The organism is Pedobacter africanus, from assembly GCF_040548825.1.
Lineage (GTDB): Bacteria > Bacteroidota > Bacteroidia > Sphingobacteriales > Sphingobacteriaceae > Pedobacter > Pedobacter africanus_A.
The window spans coordinates 274,805-296,263 of record NZ_JBEPSL010000005.1 but is presented as its reverse complement, the minus strand read 5'-3'; the positions used below and the strand labels follow the sequence as shown (position 1 = coordinate 296,263).

General features: G+C 44.6%; 16 protein-coding genes. 8 read left to right on the top strand and 8 right to left on the bottom strand.

Features of this window, described 5'->3' with window-relative positions:
• The first annotated feature begins 1 nt into the window (after position 1).
• The 4 genes from ABIE26_RS23060 to purD all read left to right on the top strand — a co-directional run bounded on the left by ABIE26_RS23060 (position 2) and on the right by purD (position 5,163).
• Positions 2-814 (top strand): sugar phosphate isomerase/epimerase family protein, encoded by an 813-nt coding sequence (locus ABIE26_RS23060; RefSeq protein WP_310145911.1) that lies wholly within the window; start codon positions 2-4, stop codon positions 812-814.
• On the top strand, positions 804-2,081 hold the full coding sequence (locus tag ABIE26_RS23055) for a sugar MFS transporter (protein ID WP_310145913.1): 1,278 nt from the start codon (positions 804-806) through the stop codon (positions 2,079-2,081). Before ABIE26_RS23060 ends, ABIE26_RS23055 begins: the two co-directional genes overlap by 11 nt.
• A 36-nt stretch (positions 2,082-2,117) precedes the next feature.
• Complete coding sequence (locus ABIE26_RS23050) at positions 2,118-3,806, top strand: sodium/sugar symporter (RefSeq protein ID WP_310145915.1); 1,689 nt, start codon at positions 2,118-2,120, stop codon at positions 3,804-3,806.
• An 82-nt stretch (positions 3,807-3,888) separates the two neighbouring features.
• A complete protein-coding gene (gene purD / locus ABIE26_RS23045) occupies positions 3,889-5,163 on the top strand; it encodes a phosphoribosylamine--glycine ligase (protein ID WP_310145917.1) in 1,275 nt (424 codons plus the stop codon).
• Between the two features lie 71 nt (positions 5,164-5,234).
• Here the strand turns inward: purD and ABIE26_RS23040 are convergent, their stop codons facing one another.
• The 4 genes from ABIE26_RS23040 to ABIE26_RS23025 form a co-directional block, all read right to left on the bottom strand.
• Positions 5,235-5,486: a hypothetical protein gene (locus ABIE26_RS23040; protein WP_310145918.1), complete on the bottom strand. Its 252-nt coding sequence runs from the start codon at positions 5,484-5,486 to the stop codon at positions 5,235-5,237.
• A 47-nt stretch (positions 5,487-5,533) separates the two neighbouring features.
• Positions 5,534-6,028: a DinB family protein gene (locus ABIE26_RS23035; RefSeq protein WP_310145920.1), complete on the bottom strand. Its 495-nt coding sequence runs from the start codon at positions 6,026-6,028 to the stop codon at positions 5,534-5,536.
• Between the two features lie 155 nt (positions 6,029-6,183).
• A complete protein-coding gene (locus ABIE26_RS23030) occupies positions 6,184-7,329 on the bottom strand; it encodes a TlpA disulfide reductase family protein (protein ID WP_310145921.1) in 1,146 nt (381 codons plus the stop codon).
• Between the two features lie 81 nt (positions 7,330-7,410).
• Entirely contained in the window at positions 7,411-8,592 is a 1,182-nt protein-coding gene (locus ABIE26_RS23025) for a formimidoylglutamase (protein ID WP_310145922.1), read from the bottom strand.
• A 75-nt stretch (positions 8,593-8,667) separates the two neighbouring features.
• Between ABIE26_RS23025 and ABIE26_RS23020 the strand changes: the two genes are divergently transcribed.
• The 4 genes from ABIE26_RS23020 (at position 8,668) to ABIE26_RS23005 (ending at position 14,428) form a co-directional block, all read left to right on the top strand.
• A complete protein-coding gene (locus ABIE26_RS23020; protein ID WP_310145923.1) occupies positions 8,668-9,630 on the top strand; it encodes an NAD-dependent epimerase/dehydratase family protein in 963 nt (320 codons plus the stop codon).
• 155 nt (positions 9,631-9,785) lie between these two features.
• On the top strand, positions 9,786-11,084 hold the full coding sequence (locus tag ABIE26_RS23015) for an HAD-IB family phosphatase (RefSeq protein ID WP_310145924.1): 1,299 nt from the start codon (positions 9,786-9,788) through the stop codon (positions 11,082-11,084).
• A gap of 50 nt (positions 11,085-11,134) precedes the next feature.
• On the top strand, positions 11,135-12,199 hold the full coding sequence (locus tag ABIE26_RS23010; RefSeq protein WP_310145925.1) for a branched-chain amino acid aminotransferase: 1,065 nt from the start codon (positions 11,135-11,137) through the stop codon (positions 12,197-12,199).
• Positions 12,200-12,307: 108 nt separating this feature from the next.
• Complete coding sequence (locus tag ABIE26_RS23005; protein ID WP_310145926.1) at positions 12,308-14,428, top strand: S9 family peptidase; 2,121 nt, start codon at positions 12,308-12,310, stop codon at positions 14,426-14,428.
• 28 nt (positions 14,429-14,456) lie between these two features.
• On the opposite strand, the gene ABIE26_RS23000 is transcribed toward ABIE26_RS23005, so the two are convergent.
• The 4 genes from ABIE26_RS23000 to ABIE26_RS22985 are packed head-to-tail and all read right to left on the bottom strand — an operon-like array spanning position 14,457 to position 21,437.
• A complete protein-coding gene (locus tag ABIE26_RS23000; protein ID WP_310145927.1) occupies positions 14,457-16,244 on the bottom strand; it encodes a hypothetical protein in 1,788 nt (595 codons plus the stop codon).
• A gap of 30 nt (positions 16,245-16,274) precedes the next feature.
• Complete coding sequence (locus tag ABIE26_RS22995; RefSeq protein ID WP_310145928.1) at positions 16,275-18,026, bottom strand: hypothetical protein; 1,752 nt, start codon at positions 18,024-18,026, stop codon at positions 16,275-16,277.
• A gap of 58 nt (positions 18,027-18,084) precedes the next feature.
• Positions 18,085-18,924 carry a DUF4249 family protein gene (locus tag ABIE26_RS22990; protein ID WP_310145930.1) on the bottom strand — a complete coding sequence of 280 codons (840 nt, stop codon included), beginning with the start codon at positions 18,922-18,924 and terminating at the stop codon, positions 18,085-18,087.
• A gap of 8 nt (positions 18,925-18,932) precedes the next feature.
• Positions 18,933-21,437, bottom strand: a complete 2,505-nt coding sequence (locus ABIE26_RS22985; RefSeq protein ID WP_310145931.1) for a TonB-dependent receptor domain-containing protein — start codon at positions 21,435-21,437, stop codon at positions 18,933-18,935.
• Positions 21,438-21,459: the final 22 nt, after the last annotated feature.

Here is a 21,459-nt window from a genome sequence, read left to right as displayed (position 1 = left end):
CATGGAAAAACTGTTTTTCTGCACACACTGGGGTAGCGAGCAGCTGGAATGGGCCCACTTCTTAAGGAAGGTAAAGGAAGAGGGTTACGATGGTGTGGAGATTAGCCTGCCAGCAGATCCTGCTGTGCAAAAAAAAATGACACGCGCCCTTGACGATCTGGATTTAAAACTGATCGCCGTGCACTGGGATACGGTAAGTCCTGATTTTAAGCTACACCGGCAGGAAATGGAATCCAGGCTACTGGCAATTGCCCGGACCAAACCGATGTTTATTACCTCCCATACCGGGAAAGACCACTTTAGTTTTGAGCAGAACGTAGCCCTTTTATCGCTGGCAAGGGAGATCAGCGATAAGACCGGTGTACCCATTGTCCATGAAACGCATCGGGGAAAATTCAGCTTTGCTGCACATATCACGCAGGCCTACCTGGAAAAGCTGCCCTGGTTGCAATTGACACTCGACATTTCACATTGGTTTGCCGTTGCAGAAAGCTACCTGGAAGATCAGGCCCCGGCGGTTGACCTGGCACTATCCAGAACAGCACATATTCATTCCCGTATTGGTTTCACCCAGGGCCCGCAGGTATGTGATCCACGCGAGCCGGAATGGGCAGAGGCTCTTGATCATCATTTAAAATATTGGGACAAGGCAGTTGGGATGCAGGAAAAAATAAAATCCAGCGTATTTACTTTCACCGCAGAGTTCGGCCCTTACCCTTACATGGTATCAAAAAGAGCTGATGCACCCGCACATCAATGGACGCTCAACAATTATATGAAAGACTTACTTAAAACCAGATATTATGCCACATGAGACCTTGACCATACCTGCGCCATCAAAAAATGTCCTTACCCGGCAAATCATTACCATCGGGGCCTTTTTCTTCATTTTCGGGTTCATTACCTGGGTTAACGGGACGCTTATCCCTTACCTGAGGATAGCCTGCGAGCTGGAAGAATGGCAGGCCTACCTGGTTACTTTTGCATTTTACATATCGTATACGGTTATGGCCATTCCCTCCAGCAAGATCCTGGAGCAAACTGGCATGGTTAAAGGAATGCGTGTAGGACTGCTCATCATGGCAGTTGGCTGTGCTCTTTTTATTCCTGCGGCACTGATGCGCTATTATCCCCTGTTTCTGTTGGGGCTATTTGTGGTTGGAACTGGCACAACTTTGCTGCAAACTGCAGTAAATCCTTACATCACCTTGCTGGGTCCACCAGAAAAAGCCGCACAGCGTATTAGCATTATGGGGATCTGCAACAAGTTTGCAGGTGTAATAGCGCCCCTTATCCTGGGTGCCATTATTCTAAAAAACTCGGATGGACTGATTGCCGAACTGCAAAGCATGGGGAATGCCGAGAGACAGACGCGGCTGGATAACCTTGCCCACGCAGTAATAATGCCTTACCTCGTACTTACAGCTATGCTGTTGATTATTGCCTATATGATCCGGTTTGCACACCTGCCCGAAATTGAAAACCCAGCGGCACCGGCAAGCGGAAACAACAGCCCTTCTGAGCAACCAGCTATGATCAGAAAAAATTTTATAATGGGTTTTATTGCCATATTTTCGACCGTAGGACTAGAGGTTATTGCTGGAGACACCATTGGTAATTATGGCATCTACCATGGCTTATCCTTAAATATTGCCAAACACCTTACCTCTTATACATTGGCCAGCACCATGTTGGGGTATATGTTTGGGGTATTTGCCATTCCCAGGCTCATTTCGCAGGAAAAAGCTTTCACTTACTCCAGTTGTCTCGGCCTTTGTATATCGTTACTGGCTATATTTGTGCCGGGTACGGGCTCTATCGTCTTTATTGCCTTGCTGGGACTGTCTAATGCATTATTATGGCCAGCTATATGGCCGCAGGCCCTTAAGGGCTTAAAAGGCAAGCTGCTGAACCGCGGTTCAGCAATTCTGATCATGGGTGTGGCGGGCGGTGCTGTTATGCCACTTGTTTATGGTGCTTTAGCTAAATACACCAATAATCAGTATGCCTATTTCATTTTAATACCCTGTTACCTTTTCAATTTATATTACAGCCTGAAAGGGACAAAATCCGGGCTTTAAAGCGCTTTACCAATGCTAACCAAATAAACCAATCTCATGAGCAACAACCTGCTGGACACCAAAGATTATATTGTATTTTTTATCTATTTTATCATTGTAGCTGCTTATGGGCTCTACATCTATAACAAGAAAAAATCGGCATCCGCAGGATCAAAAGATTACTTCCTGGCAGAAGGTTCATTAACCTGGTGGGCCATAGGGGCATCACTTATCGCTTCAAATATCTCGGCTGAGCAATTCATTGGAATGAGCGGTTCAGGTTTTAAAATGGGGCTTGCCATTGCCACATATGAATGGATGGCGGCAGCAACCCTTATTGTTGTGGCCGTATTTTTTATCCCGGTATACCTTAAAAACAGGATATTTACCATGCCACAGTTCCTGCACCAGCGATACAACAGCACAGTAGCAATGATCATGGCTATTTTCTGGCTACTGCTTTATATTGTAGTTAATTTAACTTCCATTCTTTACCTTGGCGCCCTGGCGGTTAGCAGCATCTCTGGTTTTGATATAAACCTTTGCATGTATGCCATTGCTGCGTTTGCCATTATCATTACACTGGGCGGAATGAAGGTGATTGGATACACCGATGTAATCCAGGTGTTCTTTCTTATTCTTGGCGGACTGGCCACCACCTATCTTGCCTTAAACCTGGTTTCAGAACATTATGGTACTGAGGGAATTTTACAGGGCTACTCGGTAATGACACAAAAAGCTTCAGAACATTTTCATATGGTCCTTAAGCCCGACAATGAAAGCTATATCGATTTACCTGGCTTAACCGTGTTGGCGGGTGGCATGTGGATTGTAAACCTGAACTATTGGGGATGCAACCAGTACATTACCCAAAGGGCCCTTGGAGCCGACCTGAATACAGCCCGGGGTGGCATTCTTTTCGCGGCCTTCCTGAAGTTGCTCATGCCCGTGATAGTGGTACTACCAGGCATTGCCGCCTACGTGCTATACAAAGACGGTGCATTTCAGACTGAAATGCTACAGGACGGAACCGTTAACCCGGACAGGGCATATCCTGTACTTCTGAACCTGTTGCCTGCCGGATTAAAAGGGCTATCCTTCGCAGCCCTGACCGCTGCAGTGGTGGCGTCACTAGCGGGTAAAGCCAATAGCATTGCTACCATTTTTACACTCGACATTTATCAAAAAGCCATTAAAAAGGAAGCTTCTGAGCGTAATCTGGTAATGGTAGGCAAAATTACCATTATTGTAGCCATGGTATTGGGTGTAGTCATCGCCCCCCATCTGGGCATTGATAAAAAGGGAGGTTTCCAGTTTATCCAGGAATACACCGGATTTTTCTCTCCGGGTATCTTTGCGATGTTCATACTTGGTTTTTTCTGGAAGAAAACAACTTCAAATGCTGCATTATTTGCTACGCTTGGCGGATTTTCACTGTCTGTGCTGCTAAAAAAATTGCCTGCAATGGTCAACCTGGAGTTTCTGCAAGTCTTTGGTTTTTCTAAGCTGGTAAAACAGGAAAACGGCGCAATGCTGTATGAAATTCCATTTCTCGACAGAATGGGCTTTGTTTTCTTATTTTGTGCAATGGGCATGTACATCATCAGTGCAATTGAAAACAAAAAGGGCATAAATCCAAAGGGGCTGGAAGTAGATACCAGCATGTTCAAAACAACGCGAAGTTTTGCTGTCGGCGCACTCATTATAATAGGAATATTGGTAGCACTCTATACAGTTTACTGGTAAGTTTAGGATTTGTTTGAGTTAGGCGGTATATTTGCCGGAGATGGGGAATCCATCTGCAGATAAAACAACAAATCAAACACGAATGAACATTTTACTATTAGGTTCCGGCGGCAGAGAAAGTGCTTTTGCCTGGAAGATCAGTCAATCTTCTCAATGCTCACAACTGTTTATCGCTCCGGGCAATGGCGGCACAAATGCTTATGGTAAAAACGTAAACATTAACCCCAATAACTTTGAAGCTGTAAAAGCACTGGTACTTAAAGAAAATATTGCATTGGTAGTTGTCGGTCCTGAAGAGCCTCTGGTAAACGGAATTCACGATTTTTTTGTAAATGATGAAGAACTGGCAGGCATTCCGGTGATCGGTCCTAAAAAAGAAGGTGCTATTCTGGAAGGCAGTAAGGATTTTTCCAAGCAATTTATGGCTCGCCACGGTATCCCTACAGCGGCCTCACGCTCTTTTACCAGTGAGACCCTTGAAGAAGGACTGGCCTATCTGCAATCGCATGCCCTTCCTATTGTTTTAAAAGCTGACGGGCTGGCCGCAGGTAAAGGTGTTTTAATATTGGACAATACAGCCGAAGCTCAGGAAGAGCTGAAACTGATGCTAAGTGGTAAGTTTGGTGATGCAGGAGCAACAGTTGTTGTAGAAGAGTTTCTAAGTGGCATAGAGCTTTCTGTATTTGTGCTTAGCGATGGTGAAAACTATGTAATCCTGCCGGAGGCGAAAGATTACAAACGCATCGGGCAAGGCGATACCGGCTTAAACACCGGTGGTATGGGTTCAGTATCTCCGGTACCTTTTGCCAGCACATCTTTTATGGATGAAGTAGAACGCGATATCATTATCCCCACCATCAATGGTTTAAAGAAAGACCGCATAGATTACACCGGCTTCATTTTCTTCGGATTGATCAAAGTAAACGAAAAACCCCTGGTAATAGAATACAATTGCCGTATGGGCGATCCGGAAACGGAAAGTGTAATGCCAAGGATTGAAAGCGATCTGGTGGAGCTCTTCCTTGCGGCATCAAAAAAGAAACTGAAAGGATATAAACTGGATATCAGTCCTAAAAATGCAGCTACAGTGATGATCGTTGCCGGCGGCTATCCTGGCGAATATGAAAAAGGAAAAACCATAAGTGGAATTGAAAATGTAAGGGATTCGCAGGTATTCCATGCCGGCACGATACTGGAGGGCGGTGTAGTGAAAACAAATGGGGGCCGCGTTTTGGCAGTATCCAGTCTGCAGGACAGCCAGTTTGAGGCTTTACAATCTGCAACGGCTGATGCTGCACGCATTTATTTTGATGGCAAATACTTCAGGGAAGACATTGGGTTTGACCTGATTTCTTAAAACAGCGATAGTTTATTTTAAAATAAGAAAGGCCGGGTTACCGGCCTCTTCTGTACATAGGCATTGTATATTTACAAATCATGTAGGGCAGCCCTGAAATTGCGGGCAAACATCCTGAGATTGATCCTTAACCTGCGTTTATTATTTCTAAGTCGTTCCTTAACCGTTTTCAGCGGCAAATTTAACGCCGCAGCAATTTCATGGTAATTATACCCCTCAAAATACTTGATAAAAACGGGACAGCACTCATTCGGAAATGGGATCTGCTGCGATTCTAAATTGGTGGTTTTTGTAGCCATAGAGAGTTTTGCTAATGTTTTCACATTACCTAACCCCTTGTTTTTCAGCAAAAAATATACCAATTATGCGCTTAATCGTATTTAAGTCCCGGGTAGTCCATCAGGCGTCTCCATAAAGCAATCTGCCCGATACAATTGGCCTCCCTGTAAATTAAAAAGGTCACATACTCAAACAAGCTGAACTTCATTCCGGGCATTTCAATCATTTCGTTCAGGCGCTCATCTGTTGCATTGATGAAGGCGTCTCTCAGCAATGGGCTGATCTTTCTCCAGTCGTTCTTAAAAGCCTCCAGTGACGGATAAGTAACGTTATCCTGAATACCTTGGTGGTCTTTAAAGAAATCGTTTGCGGCTGGAGTCTCTTGTACTCCCAAAAGCTTTGCCATTTCAAATCTTTCCTGAATCAGGCTGCCGGTAAGCCAGGCCACATGATTGGCTTTGGTACCTAGGCGGTTGTGGGCATCCTTATCGGAAATGCCATCCAAAGCCCTTATAAAGTAATCGGTATGCATGTCATAGAGTATAACCAGTGACTGCATTCTGCTGCTAGCTGTTTTCGTTTCCATCTTCTTTTGTTTTTATAATGAACAATTAAAGTTAACCAGATGTTCTACTATAAAGCGGGGGCAGCGGCGCCATTTTAGGGGGCCAATTCCGACAAATAAAAAAGACCACTGAAGGTGCTGCCTCCAGTGGTCTTTTTTATAATAAGATACCAAAGTTATTTGGACTGTCCTGCGCCCAGAACTTCAGCAAGTTTTTTCTGCAGTTCCTCGCCTCTTACATTCTTAGCGATAATCTTTCCTGAAGGATCGATCAGATAGTTTGCAGGAATACCGCGTACACCATACATTTTTGAAGCAGCATTGTCCCATCCTTTAAGATCCGACACGTGTGTCCAGGTCAGGCCGTCTTTTTCAATTGCATTTAACCAATCCTGTTTTTTACCAGGGTTGTCCAATGAAACACCAAGTACGGTAAAGTTTTTGTCTTTATAAGCATTGTATGCTTTTACCACATTCGGGTTTTCGCCACGGCAAGGACCGCACCACGAAGCCCAGAAATCAAGCAATACATATTTTCCGCGGAAGTCGGACAATTTAACCGGCTTATCATTTACATCGTTTTGTGTAAAGTCCATCGCCAATTGTCCTACTCCTGTTTTCTTGGCCGCATCAATGGATTGTGCAATGCTTTTACCCAGGTCTGTCGCCTTAACAGCAGCAGAGAACTTATTGAAGTCTGTTTCTGTTCCTTTCAGGTCGCCATCAACATCCATAATACTTCTGAAAGCCACTAAACCTACATACGAATCAAGATTTGCAGCATAGAATTTTTTGTTCAGTTCAGTTGTTTCTTTCCTGATCGCTTCATCACGGCTATAAACCGTTTTCATATAAGCCTCATCTTTACGCTCTTCAGGAGTTTTGCTACGGTATTCTGCCATTAAAGCAGCACCTTTTTCATCTGCGGACTTGGTCAATGCTTTGTATTTTGCATTGTCCTCATTCACTTTTGAGCCTTTGATTACAGCATGTTTCACTGAGTCAGTAGCCGATACGATTTCCATAGCTTTAGGCTCCAGGTAAAACCCAAGCATATCTCCAGCCACGCCGCGTTTTGCAGGAGCGCTATCGTGTTTAATCCGGATAGAAGCCTGGCTTATGCCTGCTGTGGAACCTGTAAATGCAAATTTACCACCTTTAATGTCAACTGAATCTGTTACCGGAGTGGCTCTTGGGCCATACGTCAGGTAAGCTTTTGCGGGAGAACCCAGGTTGCCAACTTTACCATTAATGGTAAATTTACCTTGTGCCATAACAGCGGCAGGCAACAAACAGGTTGCGATCAATACGATCTTTTTCATAATTTCAATAATAAGTTAAAGTTATTTGTAGTTCAAATTTACTCAATAGACTGAAATTACAACGCAGGGTTTAATGTAATATTATAGTAGCTTTTGGAAGGTGCGCCACCAGAGATCCGGCATTTCGCCATTTACTGCAGTGGTATAATCGTCGTAACGGCAGGGAACCAGGTGGTAACGTTCATTCTTAGAGATACCTGTAGGGTAAGGCACCTGCATCCACCAGCGGTCCGATTTCTTGCTTTTTACAAAAAGCATTTCGGCAGACCCATCGTTTAAGCTGGCCCTGTAAATGAGGTATTGCGACTTCGGGCTCAACGGAAAATCCTTTTTACGGTTATAATAGCCTTCTATAAAATACCATACCATTTGCGCCAGCAGCATCGCTGTTTGCCCGTTCTGATCAAATGCGGGGTTAAATTCGTAGAAACCAATAGAGGTAAGTTTATCACTCATCCCTGCATAGCGGGTAATGGCACAGGCCTGCTCTCCGTAAAAGCCATTCGGACTCGCATTGGCATTGGCGCCCGCATCAGAGGAGCGAATGGCGCTGATGTCGAAACTGATCATGCTGGCATTCCTGATGATGGGTTCCGTTAAAGTAATATCGCTGGCAAACTCTCCCAAACGATGTGCATCGAAATAGAGCTTACTCATGACTTTCAAGCTGTCCTGGTTCACAAAATAGGTCTGGTACCCTATATTACTGAAATTGAAAAGATAATTGGGTTGATGCAGCAGGATTTTATTCAGATAGGTATCCGATTTGGCGGCCAATCCTTCTTCGTCTTCCTCGTCAAGGTCAAACTTACTGTCGACCACCACCAGATCTACCTTTTGCTCCAGGCTTTCATAAGCCAGGTACTGCGCATAGGTCAGGTCCTGCCCTCCGCCAATGATCACCGGCAGGATATCCAGCTTAATCAGCTCGGCCACCACTGTTTTTACCGCCACATAAGTATCTGAAATGGATGCCCCGGCCTTAATGTTCCCCAGATCAATGATTCTGGAAATAAACGGACCTTCATTTAAACTGTAAAACTGGGACCTGAAATAATCGGGAGCCAATGCACAGCCCTCATTATTTACCGCAGCACGGTCGTCCTGCACACCAAAAATGGCGATATCGTATTTTTTTTCGCCCAGGTCTGGGAATTTATCCGTAAAAAACCCGGCCTTTAAACCAAGCTGACTGGTATAGAATCCCTGTTTTGGTGTAAACTTGTCGGGGTTTACCGGAGAAAAAAAATCTGATAAAGACATATTCTGCTATAAATGTATGGCATCAAATATCTATTTTTGAGCGCATATTTTAATGAACATCCTAAAAAAAATAACATGATATTGGTTACCGGTGCCACTGGTTTTTTAGGTTCAGAACTGATACACCAGCTAACCAGGCAGGGCATAAAGCTCAGGGCTTTGAAAAGGGAGGGCTCGGCTATTCCGGATCTGATCAAAGACAACAGATTGGTGGAATGGGTTGTTGCCGACATCAATAACTTTTCTGATCTGGAAGATGCTTTTGAAGGTGTAGGTCAGGTTTACCATTGTGCAGCATTTGTTTCTTTTAACCCTAAAGACAAAGCGAAGCTTTTGAGGGTCAATATTGAAGGTACGGCCAACATTGTAAACCTTTGTATAGCCTCTGGAGCCCGCTTGCTGCATGTGAGTTCGGTGGCTGCATTGGGCAATGCAAAAAAAGGGGAGCTGATTACGGAAAAGGATTTCTGGGAATATGATGTGAAAGCCCACAGCTATGCGGTGTCCAAGTATGAAGGTGAAATGGAAGTATGGCGGGGCATTGCCGAAGGTCTTGACGCACTCATCGTAAACCCCTCTGTCATTATTGGTGCAGCTGCCGGCTTTGAGGGCAGCGGAGCTATTTTTAAACTGGTGAAAGATGGGCTCTCGTTCTACACCAGGGGCGCTACAGGAATCGTGGATGTAGCTGATGTAGCCAAATGCATGATCGCATTGATGGATAGTCCGGCAACAGCAGAACGTTTTACCATCTCATCGGAAAATTACCACTACAAACAGTTTTTTGGAGAAATAGCCCGGGGTTATGGGGTTAAACCTCCCACAAGGGAAGCAAGGCCCTGGATGCTGGCCATTGCCTGGAGGGCCGCAAAACTGGCTTCCCTGTTTACGGGTAAACCCGCTTCACTTACCAGCGATGCAGCCAGGAGCAGCTTAAATGAAAGCCTTTACAGCAACGAGAAGATAAAAGCAGCTATCGGGATTACCTTTAAACCCTTAAAACAAAGCATTGAAGAGATCTGCAGGCAAGCAGATTGATTTTTCATCTCCATTACATTTTTCATTAATCGTTAACAAACTACTACGATTTCGTTGATTTATTTTAAGGATTGGCAAAAAATCAAATGGTTTTATATCTTTGACATAATTATTAACCACCTTATTACCACCTAAATATCATTACTCCTGAACGGATGAAGCAAAAGAATTTTTACATCATTGATTTCGACAGCACTTTTACGCAGGTTGAAGCCTTGGATGAACTGGCACGCATTTCCCTGAAAAAACACCCTGAAAAAGAAGCTATTTTTCAAAAAATTGAAGATTATACCAATTTGGCCATGGAAGGCAAACTTTCCTTTGGCGAAAGCCTGGCCCAGAGGGTAAAATTGCTGGAAGCAAATGAAGATCATTTGAAGCAGCTGATCACCCGCTTAAAGAAAAAGGTATCTGCTTCATTTTCGCGCAATGCAGCATTCTTTAAAAAACATGCAGATGAAGTACTGATCGTTTCCGGAGGTTTTAAAGAGTTCATCACACCGGTGGTTAGTCAGTATCACATAAAAAAGGAAAATATCTATGCCAATACCTTTGTCACAACAGGTGATGGTAAAATTATAGATTATGACCATTCCAACCCATTGAGTGAGGAGGGCGGAAAAGTAAAGCTGATGCAGCAAATGAACCTCGAGGGCGATTTGTATGGCATTGGTGACGGGTATTCTGATTTTCAGCTGCGCGAAAGTGGTCTCATCAAAAAGTTTTACGCTTTTACAGAAAACATCGCCAGGGAAAGTATTGTTAAAAAGGCCGACCACATCACCCCAAGCTTTGATGAGTTTTTATATGTAAACAACCTGCCCAGGGCGATATCCTATCCAAAGAACAGGATCCTTTGCCTGATTATCGGCGATGTGGATGCACAAAGCATCGATATGCTGAGGAAGGATGGGTTCTCTGTACGCCATAAAACCTCTTTCGAAGAGAAATATGTAGCAGATGTGCACATGCTGCTGCTGGCTGATGGGGAAAAGCTGGAACCCGAAAAACTGAAAAGAGCAGTTAAACTGAAAACCCTGGGCTACCTGGGCAGTACAAAAGGCAAGGTAGACACAGGTATATGCACCGGGCTGGGCGTGGTGGTATTTGACGACGTAAAACACAACCCACGCAACCTCACCTTCATCCCTAAAAGGATGATTGATTTCATGAACACCGGAACCACCTACCTCAGCAGTAACTTCCCCAATTTACAATTGCCAAGAATTGACAAGTCACACCGCCTGATCCATATCCACAAAAACGTTCCGGGAATCATGGCGAAGGTGAACACCATTTTTGCAAAACACGACATCAATATTGTGGGGCAGTTCCTGATGACCAATCCGAGTATTGGCTATGTAATAACCGATATCAACACAGAATACGATAAACAATTGTTCAAATCGCTGAAAAAGATTGAGCATACCATAAAATTCCGGGTTTTATATTAACTACCAGACAGATATTTATCGTAAATTTGCATCAGGTAACTCTTACTACAATGAATGATACACTTGATATGACGATCACTAAGGCTGAACAGAGCAGGCTTACGGTAACTGATTTTTCCCAGTTGCCATTTGGGAAGGTATTTTCTGACCATATGTTTATTGCAGAATATGATAACGGGAGCTGGGGCAATCTGCAGATCCTGCCTTACGGGCCTATTCCAATGAGCCCGGCCATTTCTGCGCTGCATTACGGTCAGGCTATCTTTGAAGGGATGAAAGCTTATCGCCTGGAAAATGGTAAGATCAGTGTTTTCAGACCAGAGAAAAACTTTGAGCGTTTCAACAAATCGGCGGTACGCATGTCGATGCCAGAGATATCCAAAGAAATCTTTATGCAGGGCATCGCTGCATTGATCGAAATTGATGAGCGCTGGGTACCGGCACAGGAAGGTTACTCCCTGTACATCCGTCCGGTAATGTTTGCGACCGACCCTTATCTGGGCGTAAAACCCTCAGACAAATATACCTTCGCTTTATTAACCACGCCTACCGGCCCTTATTACAGCAAAGCTTTAAAAGTAAAAATCGAAACAGAATATACCCGTGCAGATGACGGCGGAGTTGGTTATGCCAAAACTGCAGGTAACTATGCCCGCTCTTTATATCCTTTTGCTGAAGCGCAGAAAGAAGGTTTTGATCAGTTGATCTGGACAGATGCTGCTACGCATGAGTTTATTGAAGAAGCCGGAACTGCAAACCTGATCTTTGTACTTAACGGCAAACTGGTTACCCCTTCGGTAAGAAGCACCGTTTTAGATGGCGTAACCCGCGATACCATTATTCAGCTGGCAAAAAAAGCCGGTGTTGAGGTTGAAGAAAGACGTGTAAGCGTAAAAGAAGTGATTGCAGGAATTGAGAACGGTACACTGACCGATGCATTTGCGGCAGGAACCGCGGCTACAGTTACACCAATCGGCGAAATTGGTTACCAGGGTAAGACCTATACTTTAACAGACCCTGCAACACGTACCATTTCAGCAGGTATTGCAAAATCACTGAACGATATCCGTTACGGACTGGCACCAGATGAGTTTGGCTGGAACTGGGTATTGTAACATAAAGATTAATTTTTTTAAGGCGCCTTAAAGAGGGCGCCTTTTTTATTACTTTAGTGTTTTCCAAGCTTTATTATAAACCCTATAAAACTAACTACACTTATTCAAATGAAGCCACACTTAATCCTGGGCTTAGCCGGCGTATTGTTTTTAAACAGCAATGTCCAGGCCCAGCTCAAACAGCTAAACCAACAGCAAATATTTGGCGGACAGCCCTCACTAACCAAACCAATGAGCATGGTAGCTGGCTGGAGTGACAATAACCATTACGTAGAGGTTGACGCCAAAGATCGCAAACTGTATGCTGTTGACTTAAAAACCGGAGCAAAAACTGCTTATACCCCTCCTCCAAAAAGCAATGTAAATGTATTTGTTAAAGACAACGATATTTATATCCAATATGGCAAGGATGAAGCAAAACGCCTGACTAACGACAAAGACGAAGAGAAAAACCCGCTCTTATCGCCCGATGGTAAACATGTAGGCTTTACCCGTAACAACGACTTATTTTCTGTAGATACAGAGACCGCGAAAGAGACCAGATATACCACGGATGCGACGGATGTAATTTACAATGGCTGGTCGTCATGGGTGTACTTCGAGGAAATTCTGGGCAGGCCAACCAATTACCGGGCTTTCTGGTGGGCACCAGACAGCAGGCACATCGCTTTTATGCGTTTTGACGACACCAAAGTACCCATGTTTCCGATCAACGGTGCTACCGGCCAGCACGGTTATGTAGAAAAAACACGCTATCCCAAGGCCGGAGACCCCAACCCGGAAGTCAGGGTAGGTTTTGTAAAAACCAGTGGCGGCCCTGTTGTATGGGCAGATTTTAATGAAAAAGACGACCAGTATTTCGGCACACCCTACTGGAGCTACGATGGCAGCAGCCTGATGGTACAATGGATGAACCGCGGACAGGACAACCTGAAATTCTATTCGGTAAATCCGGCCACGGGTGCAAAAAAAGAGATGTATGATGAAAAACAATCTTCCTGGGTTGATCTGGATTATGATGGCCGGATTGAGTACCTGCAGGACAAAAAACACTATATCCTTAAAAGCGACAAGACTGGCTGGGCACATTTTTACCTTTACACACTGGAAGGCAAACTTATAAACCCGATAACGAGCGGTAAGTGGCAGGTGACCGACCTGATGCATGTAGACGAAAAGAACAAGGTAATTTACTTTATGGCCCGTAAAGAAGCCTCAACCCGCACAGATCTTTACCGTGCAGATTACAGTGGTAAGAACTTTAAACGCCTGACCTTTGGCGACTATACACATCAGGTGCAATTGTCGCCAGAGGGAAGTTATTTCATTACCACCTATTCCAATGTTGCTACACCACCAAAAAGGGCATTACTTGACAATACAGGAAAAATCATCAAAGAACTGGGCGACAGCCGGTCGGCCGACTTTGACCAATATGCCTTCGGCAAAACCGAAATGATCAGTATCCCTACTGATGATGGCTATAACCTGCCTGCAGTAATTACTTATCCTACAAATTTTGACCAGAACAAAAAGTACCCTGTAGTCATGAGCATTTATGGTGGTCCCAATGCCGGAACAGTAACCAATACCTGGAAAGGGACCGGGAACCAATGGTGGGCCAATGAAGGGATCATACAAATTGCCGTAGACCACCGTGCTTCAGGCCAGTTTGGGAAAGCAGGCGTTGCCCTGATGCACCGCAACCTGGGCAAATGGGAAATGAAAGACTATACCACTGCGGCACGCTGGTTAAAAGCCAAGCCATGGGTAGACAATAAAAAGCTGCTCATTACCGGCCATAGCTACGGAGGCTACATGACCTGTATGGCTTTAACCATGGGGGCAAACGATTTTGATTTTGGTTATGCAGGGGCGCCCGTAACCAGCTGGGAGCTATACGACACCCATTATACAGAACGTTTTATGGACACCCCGCAGGAAAACCCTGAAGGTTATAAAAACGGATCGGTACTGACCTATGTAAACAACTACAAAGGCTTACTGCGCATTATGCACGGTGATATGGACGACAATGTACACATGCAGAATACCATACAACTGATCGATAAACTGCAAAATTCAAACAAACATTTCGAACTGATGATCTATCCGGGAGGCCGGCATGGCTGGGGTGGTGTAAAATCGCCTCACGACAGGGCAGAACGCTTTCGTTTCTATTACCAGAACCTGCTGAACAGGCCGGTTCCTGAAGAATTATTGAAATAGCAGATCGATAGCCTCTGAAATTCAGGGGCTATTTTTTTTCTTTCCGTTCGGCCCTTCTTTTTATACGCTCCTGCCGCTCGGCCTTCATCTTCCCAAACCGGGCTATTTGTGCCTTTACCCGCTTTTCTTTTTCTGGTGTCAGGCCAACACTGTATTTTATACCCTGCAGAAGGGTTTTCCAGATAAAATTAAAGAACGAGGCCGTTTCTACCCTTTTGTAATAAACCGGGGCTGTTACAAACACGCCTGCAGAATTGGGATTATCAGCATTGATGATCAGGGCATTGGCCAGAAAAGACATCAGTCCCTGTTTAACCAGGCGTTCCCGTCCCTTTACCTTTTTGAGCAGGGCTACCGACAAATCGTTATACGCAAAGCTAAGCTTTCCCCTGGCCTCCCGGTCATTGGCGTCAATGGCAAACTCCAGCTTTTTGAAATTTCCGCTGTTCACCCTTATCAGTCCCAACGGCTTGGTCATGCGGTTCAGGGTACGTCCATCCAGGTTGGTCAGCACTCCCGAATAGGAAAAAGCGCCATCTTTAGCATCCAGATTGGCCTTGAAATTGAGGTCCAGCTTCCCTGAACCCATCAGATAGGTCGTAAAACTGGCCACCATAACAGGGTTTTTAGCTTTAGTCCTTTCCACATTGGTTACATTGCCTACACTGCCGGAAGTCTGCGCAAAAGTAACCGTGCCCCTATGCCCGCTTTTGGGATTAAACTCAGAATAGCTGATGTCGATATTGCTCAGATTAAGCTGTGCTATCGTAAGCTGCCCTTTTGCCTTTTGCAGCAACTGCTGTGGATAGCGCCCGGTTTTCAGCTCCACCTTTTTGGGGAAGGCGTTGTTGTTCAGTACCGCAACAGATCCGTTCGCCACATTCATCTCCCGGGCAAAAAGTTCCTGTTTTAAAATGTATAGGGGCAGGTTGATCCCCTTAAGGTTAATATTGCTCATCTGCACATTGTAGCGGTCTTTTGCGTAGCCCAACGGATCAGCAAAGGTCATTTCATCCAAGCGGGGCACAACCGTAAAACTTTTGATGTTCAGTTCGCCTGTGGATGCTGAGAAATCGAGCTGGTTCAGGTTCACATGATACAAGCTGTCGGGCGTGGCAAATGTATAATCTTTCAGGTTGATGATCACATCCTTCAACAGGTACAACCTGCTTTTATCCGCAGCAGAATGGGCATCGATCAGCCAGTCTTTTAAGGTAACATTCAGGTTTGCTAAAGAGTCAGTTTCGGCCTTTGCACCATTTTTATTGATGTATTTAAAGCTGGCATTTTTAAAATCTATGGTTTCAATACGCAATTCCCTGAGGTATTTGGAAATGTAGTCGTACGGCGATTTTTTGGGATGCGGCAATTTATCTTCATTAAAATCAAATTGCCGGTTGATCATTACCACACAGGGATTGTCAAATAACAGGAGGTCTATATTCAGTTTCTTTTCCCGCCATACCCTCCAGGGATGGAAATTTCTGATCGCAAGTTTCTTCAGCTTTATTTTGTAGAGATTGTTCGGGGCCCGTTTTAAGGCGATTAGCCGATGGTAAACATTGGTATCCGGGCTAATCTTTACTTCATTCAGGGCAGATATTCCGGTTAAAACATTGGTACTTACAGAAGAAAATTCGATGTGATAAAGCTGCTCCGTTGAGCTGGCCACGAGTTCCTTTATTTCGCTGGTAAGGATGGGCTTCAGCTTAATGCTGAGATACCAGGTCATGGCGGTAAGAAATACTATGCCAAAGAGTAACCCGATGCCAAACCACTTAAGTATCATGTATTTTTGACGGGTTTTTACAGTCATAGGCCGGTAGTTTAACCCCAATATACATTTTTATTCTCCTTTTTTCTTCAGGCGTTCCTGTTTCTTGTCTTTAACCTTTTCCATGGCCTCTTCAGGGGTCTTTACAGGAACTGCCCCAATCCCTACAATTTCACGCATGCCGATAAAAAAACTCTTCCACATCAGGTTAAAAAAGGAAGCGGCAGGTGTCCTTTGAAATCTGATCTTTGCAGACCTCGCAGGCTCCCCTTTTGACGGATTGGCATCTTTTATCAGCAATTCATTTGCTAAAAAAGAAAGAAAGCCCTTTTTCTTTACAGGCATACCATCTTCTCCCTCTTTAAGCAGCTTTATTTTAAGACCTGTATAGTAGAAATTTACCTGGCCAGACGATCCGCTTGCATTGGCGTCAATGTTAAAATCGGCCTTCTGCATCTGTCCGCTTTCTATCTCTACCAATCCTGTATTCCTGGCCATGGGGTTCAGGACCTTCAGGTTCATTGGCCCCACATGTCCGCTATAGCTGAAGGCTGCATTTTTTGCGGTAAGGTTAAAGTCAATCCGCACATCAATGCGGCTGGTTTTCATAGCCAGGGCCGACAGGTGGGCTATGGCATGGTTATTTTTGGAAAGCTGCAGGGAATCGTTGCTCACATTGACAATATTCCCTTTGATGTTCTGAAAATAAACCGTGCCTTTTTTCTGACTGATAGGGTTATACTCTGTATAGGCCAGATCGATATTCTCCAGTTTCACGGTATCCATAATGGCGGGGATAGGAAGCCGCTTCAGGGCCAGATGGGGAAAGTTCCTCACTTTATCAAGATTTGGTGGGGGCGGCAGTTCCCTGTTTACAAAAATATCAACCTTTGCCGGCCCCAGCTTAAGCGCCTGGGCATGCAGCGATCCGTCAGTATCGAGCCTGGCAAAATCAAGCCCTGTAAAACTTATTTTATTAAAGATCAAATCATAACGATCTTTACCATAAGTATATTTACGTGAAAATTCGAGCTCGGGGTACATTGGAATCATTTGAAAACCGGTAACAGTGACGGTTTTTCCTTTAACCGATCCTTTGATCGAATCCACTTTCATGGTATACATTTTATCTTTGCTTAACGACCTGTAGCCGGTCAGCTCAAAGCGGATATCTTTGGCATAATACGATCTCAAGGTATCCGAATGCGAAAGGGAATCCACCAGAAAATCGTCGATATACAGGTTAAGGTGCTTAACAGAATTTCTTTTTTTTGAGGTTGCACCATCGATATAGTCGAAATCAGCGTTCACAACCCGGATCGTTTTAATGTGTAAAGAGCGAAACTGCTCAGCAATCATTTTGTACAAATCGGCAGTATCCTTATCCTTTTTTTTCCTGACCTGGTAGTGAATCATATTGATGGAGGGGTTTTCGAGGATAATGGCGTTCATGGTAATTTCCTTTTTGAACCAGGCCGTTAAAATCCCCAGCCTGCTGATCTGCAGTTTTTTCAGTTTCAGCTGGAAAATATTGGCCGGGGCAAGCTCTGCCACCTTTAGCTGCCGGTAAACAGCAGTGTCGGGAACCAGCGACACCTCGTGCAGGGCTGCACTTCCTGTAAGCAGGTTGATGCTGACATCTTTAAATTCGAGTCTGTAAAGGTGTCGGGATTTGTTGTAAACAGCGGTTTTTAATTTTGTAGTAATGATGGGTTTCCATTTTACGCTCAGATACCATGCGGTTCCTCCAACAATGATCAATAAAATGCACAAAGTACCTCCCGCCCATTTCCAGAATCTATAATTATCTTTTTTGTCGCCCATGCCGTTCTTGTTAAACTGTTATGGATTAACAACAACAACTACCTTAATGTTTAAAGTGCTACAGTTCCCCGGCCTTGTACCTTCGGAGGTCCACATCGCTTACAGAAAAATATCCCTGCGCGTTCCCGGAAATATTTCCCTCAACATTTACCGGTACACTCGAAAACAGACCACTCCAATCCGTCTCCATAAACACCGCATACAGGTATTTTGCATAGTTTTCCGACAGGGAAATCTTGTATATAGAGATATAGTCGTCCTGCCCCAATGTAAATGTTCTTTTCAGGTTATTGAGTGGATACAGGGAATTCGGAGAGCCAAGAATGTGGGTATAGCTGTAATATTTGGTCTGATCAAATTTTGCAGGGTTCCAGAGTGGGATATCCTGGTAGGCGATGAACCATTTATTGGGGTTAATGTACCCGAATGTATGTTTGGGAATGGTGCCGTCTACGGTTTTGGTTTCGCTGCGCTGGCGCGCCGACAGTGGTAAAAAATCGTCTACAATATTGACCACCTGCCTCAGGGTATCCACGGCAGTATAGGTTTTATTGTCGTATTTTATGGTTAGCGTATAGGCATGATTGTAGTTCGGATCGTTAAGGTTTGTTACCGTATAAACACCTGCCGTAGTCGTTTCCCGGAACACCATATTTGTTTTTCCATCGTTCACCACCACAGAAGCTTTTGAAATGGGCTTGGGTGTCGAATCGGGATGCAGCGCTGGTTTGGTAAGCCGGAGGTACTGGACCCTCATCAATGTATTGATCCCACCCTCAACCGCCAGGTCGTACACCCTGCGGGGTTTTAAAAAGGAATCCTCCATAGCTATCTTTTTACAACCGGTAAAGGTCAGAAACAACATCAGCACCGCCATATAATTTCTGAAACAACACATATCAGAGATCAAATTTTAAAGCTATATGCAAGCCATGGATAAACACCGAAACCATATTCAATAGTACTTCTTTTTGATTCAAATGAAGAAGAATTCAGATGGTAATATAAGGGATTTTTTCGGTTATATAAATTATATACCCCTATTGAGATGGTATGCGACAGTACACGCTTACTGCCCAACCTGGATTGCAACCGGTACTGTGCAGAAATATCCAGCCGGCTGAAATCGGGGAAACGGTTTGTATTTCTTCCTTCAAAAATAGGCACGTTCAGGCCATCATGCTGATAGTAGCCCACAGGCAAAGTAAGGGGGCGGCCGGTAGTATAGGTAAAAAACGACTGAAATGAAAAGCTGTTGTTCAGTTCGTACCGGGCAGTAAGCTTTAGCTCATGCGGGATGTCATAATTGGCCACAAAACGTTCCCCAAAATTTATACCGGCAATTTTCCGGTATGCCCTGGAATAGCTGTAAGCCAGGGTTCCTGAAAACTTGCCGGCAGTCTTGCTTACCTCCAGCTCCAGACCATAGGCGTCTGAGCTGCCGGCCTTCAACTGGGTCCTGACCTCAGGGTTACGGATGATCTGGGCATGTCCCATCAGCTCGAGCTGATTGCTGAACCTTTTATAATACACACTGGCCGAAAAGAGGTAATTCAATGGCGCATAGCGATAGCCAAGCGCAGCGTGACCGGACCGCTGGGGCTTGATCTTTGCAGAAGCAGGAATCCAGGGTTCCAGCGAAGAAAAAGCCAGCGTGCTACTCTGGATCAGCTGCAGGTATTGGTAGTTCAGGTTATAAGTGGCATACAAGCGCTGGTTTGCTGCAGCCAGGTAGCTGATGTTAACCCTTGGTTCGGGATTGGCAAAGAAAGTATGTTCATATTTTTTTAGCCTGTTGCCCTTATCGTCAAAAACATTCCGCTTTTCCTCAGAGTTCCTGAAAAACCCCATGCGCAACCCATAGTTCAGCTCAAAACGTTTGCCCAGCGAAATCTGCTGGGCGTAATAAATTGCGGTCTCAACTGATCTGTCCCTGGAAATGTTAAACTCAAAAGCTTCCTGCCGGTACATTTCACCTGGAGAAAATTGATGATATATACCGGAGATGCCAAATTTAATCTGGTTTGTAGGGCTGCGGAAATAGGTATAATCCGCCTTTAAAGTCAGGTCTCTTACACCCGTGCTCCACTGACTTTTTTGGGATAAGGTATCGGCATTCAGGTCGAGCAAATTGCTGTAATTGCTGTAAATAGCCGAAACATTTAAAAACACTCTCGAATTAAAAATATGATTCCAGCGGAGGGTAGAGGTTAAATTTCCCCAATCGTTGGTATAGGAATTTTCTGAGAGCAGGTGGTCCTTTCCAATATAGGCAGAATAAAAAACACTGTTGTCCTTATTTATTTTATAATTGGCCTTCGCATTGATGTCGTAGTAAACAGAGTTAGGATTAAACAGCTTAAACCTGCTTTGGAATACATCAAGCAGGCTGCGACGGTAGGCCACAATGAATGAGCTTTTATCTTTCACTATGGGCCCTTCAGCCGCTATTCGGGCCGACATCAGGTTAATTCCGCCATTCACGTGAAATTCTTTACTGTTACCCTCTGCCATCCTGTTTACAATTACCGATGAAAGCCTCCCGCCAAAGTTGGCGGGCATATAATCCCGGTAAACCTGGAGGTTGTTTACCGCATCCGCATTGAAAACCGATACCAGTCCATACAGATGAGAGGGATTATAAACAACGGCTTCATCCAGTAAAATCAGGTTCTGGTCTGAATTTCCACCCCTGACAAACAATGCAGAGCTGCCTTCAGTAATGTTCTTGATGCCATTTTCCATCTGCAACCTTTTCATCACATCTGTTTCGCCTGCATAATAAGGTACATGACCAATTTGCCTAGGCCCAAAATTCTGCTCGTTACGCAATATCGGATTAGGGGTCACGTCAGATTTTTTAATGACCACTTCTTCCAGGTTCCGCTCTTTCAGGGCAAGCTCTATTTCTTCCTGCCGGTTTCTATCCAACCGGATCATCTTCCGGACGGTCTGGTAGCCCGGATGCGAAATGAGCAGTAAATAACTCCCTTCGGGAATAGAAAGAGAATAGAAACCATACTGATTGGTATTAATGCCAGCCTCAAGGGCAGGGATCTGGACCGTAGCACCAATCAGCTCTTCACCATTAGACTGGTCGCGCACATGCCCGTGAATGGTCCATACCTGCGCTTTTTCAGGTGCTATAACAATATCATTCCCAATTTGCTTAAATCCAAGGCCGGTACCAAACAGGATCCTGTCGAGCACCCTGGCCAGTGGAGCTTCCACGAAGCGGCTTGCTGGAACCCTTATGGCCCTGAGCTGGTCAGGATCAAAAGCAAAATTGCTCCCGCTTTTCTGTTCCAGCCTGAGCAGTGTACTGATCAGGGAGTCTGCAGGCAGCTGAATGGTGATTTTAATTTCAAGAAGGTTCCCTTGCTGGGCAAAAGATTTTGCGGAGCAGAACAAACAAAAAAAAAGAAGAATAAAA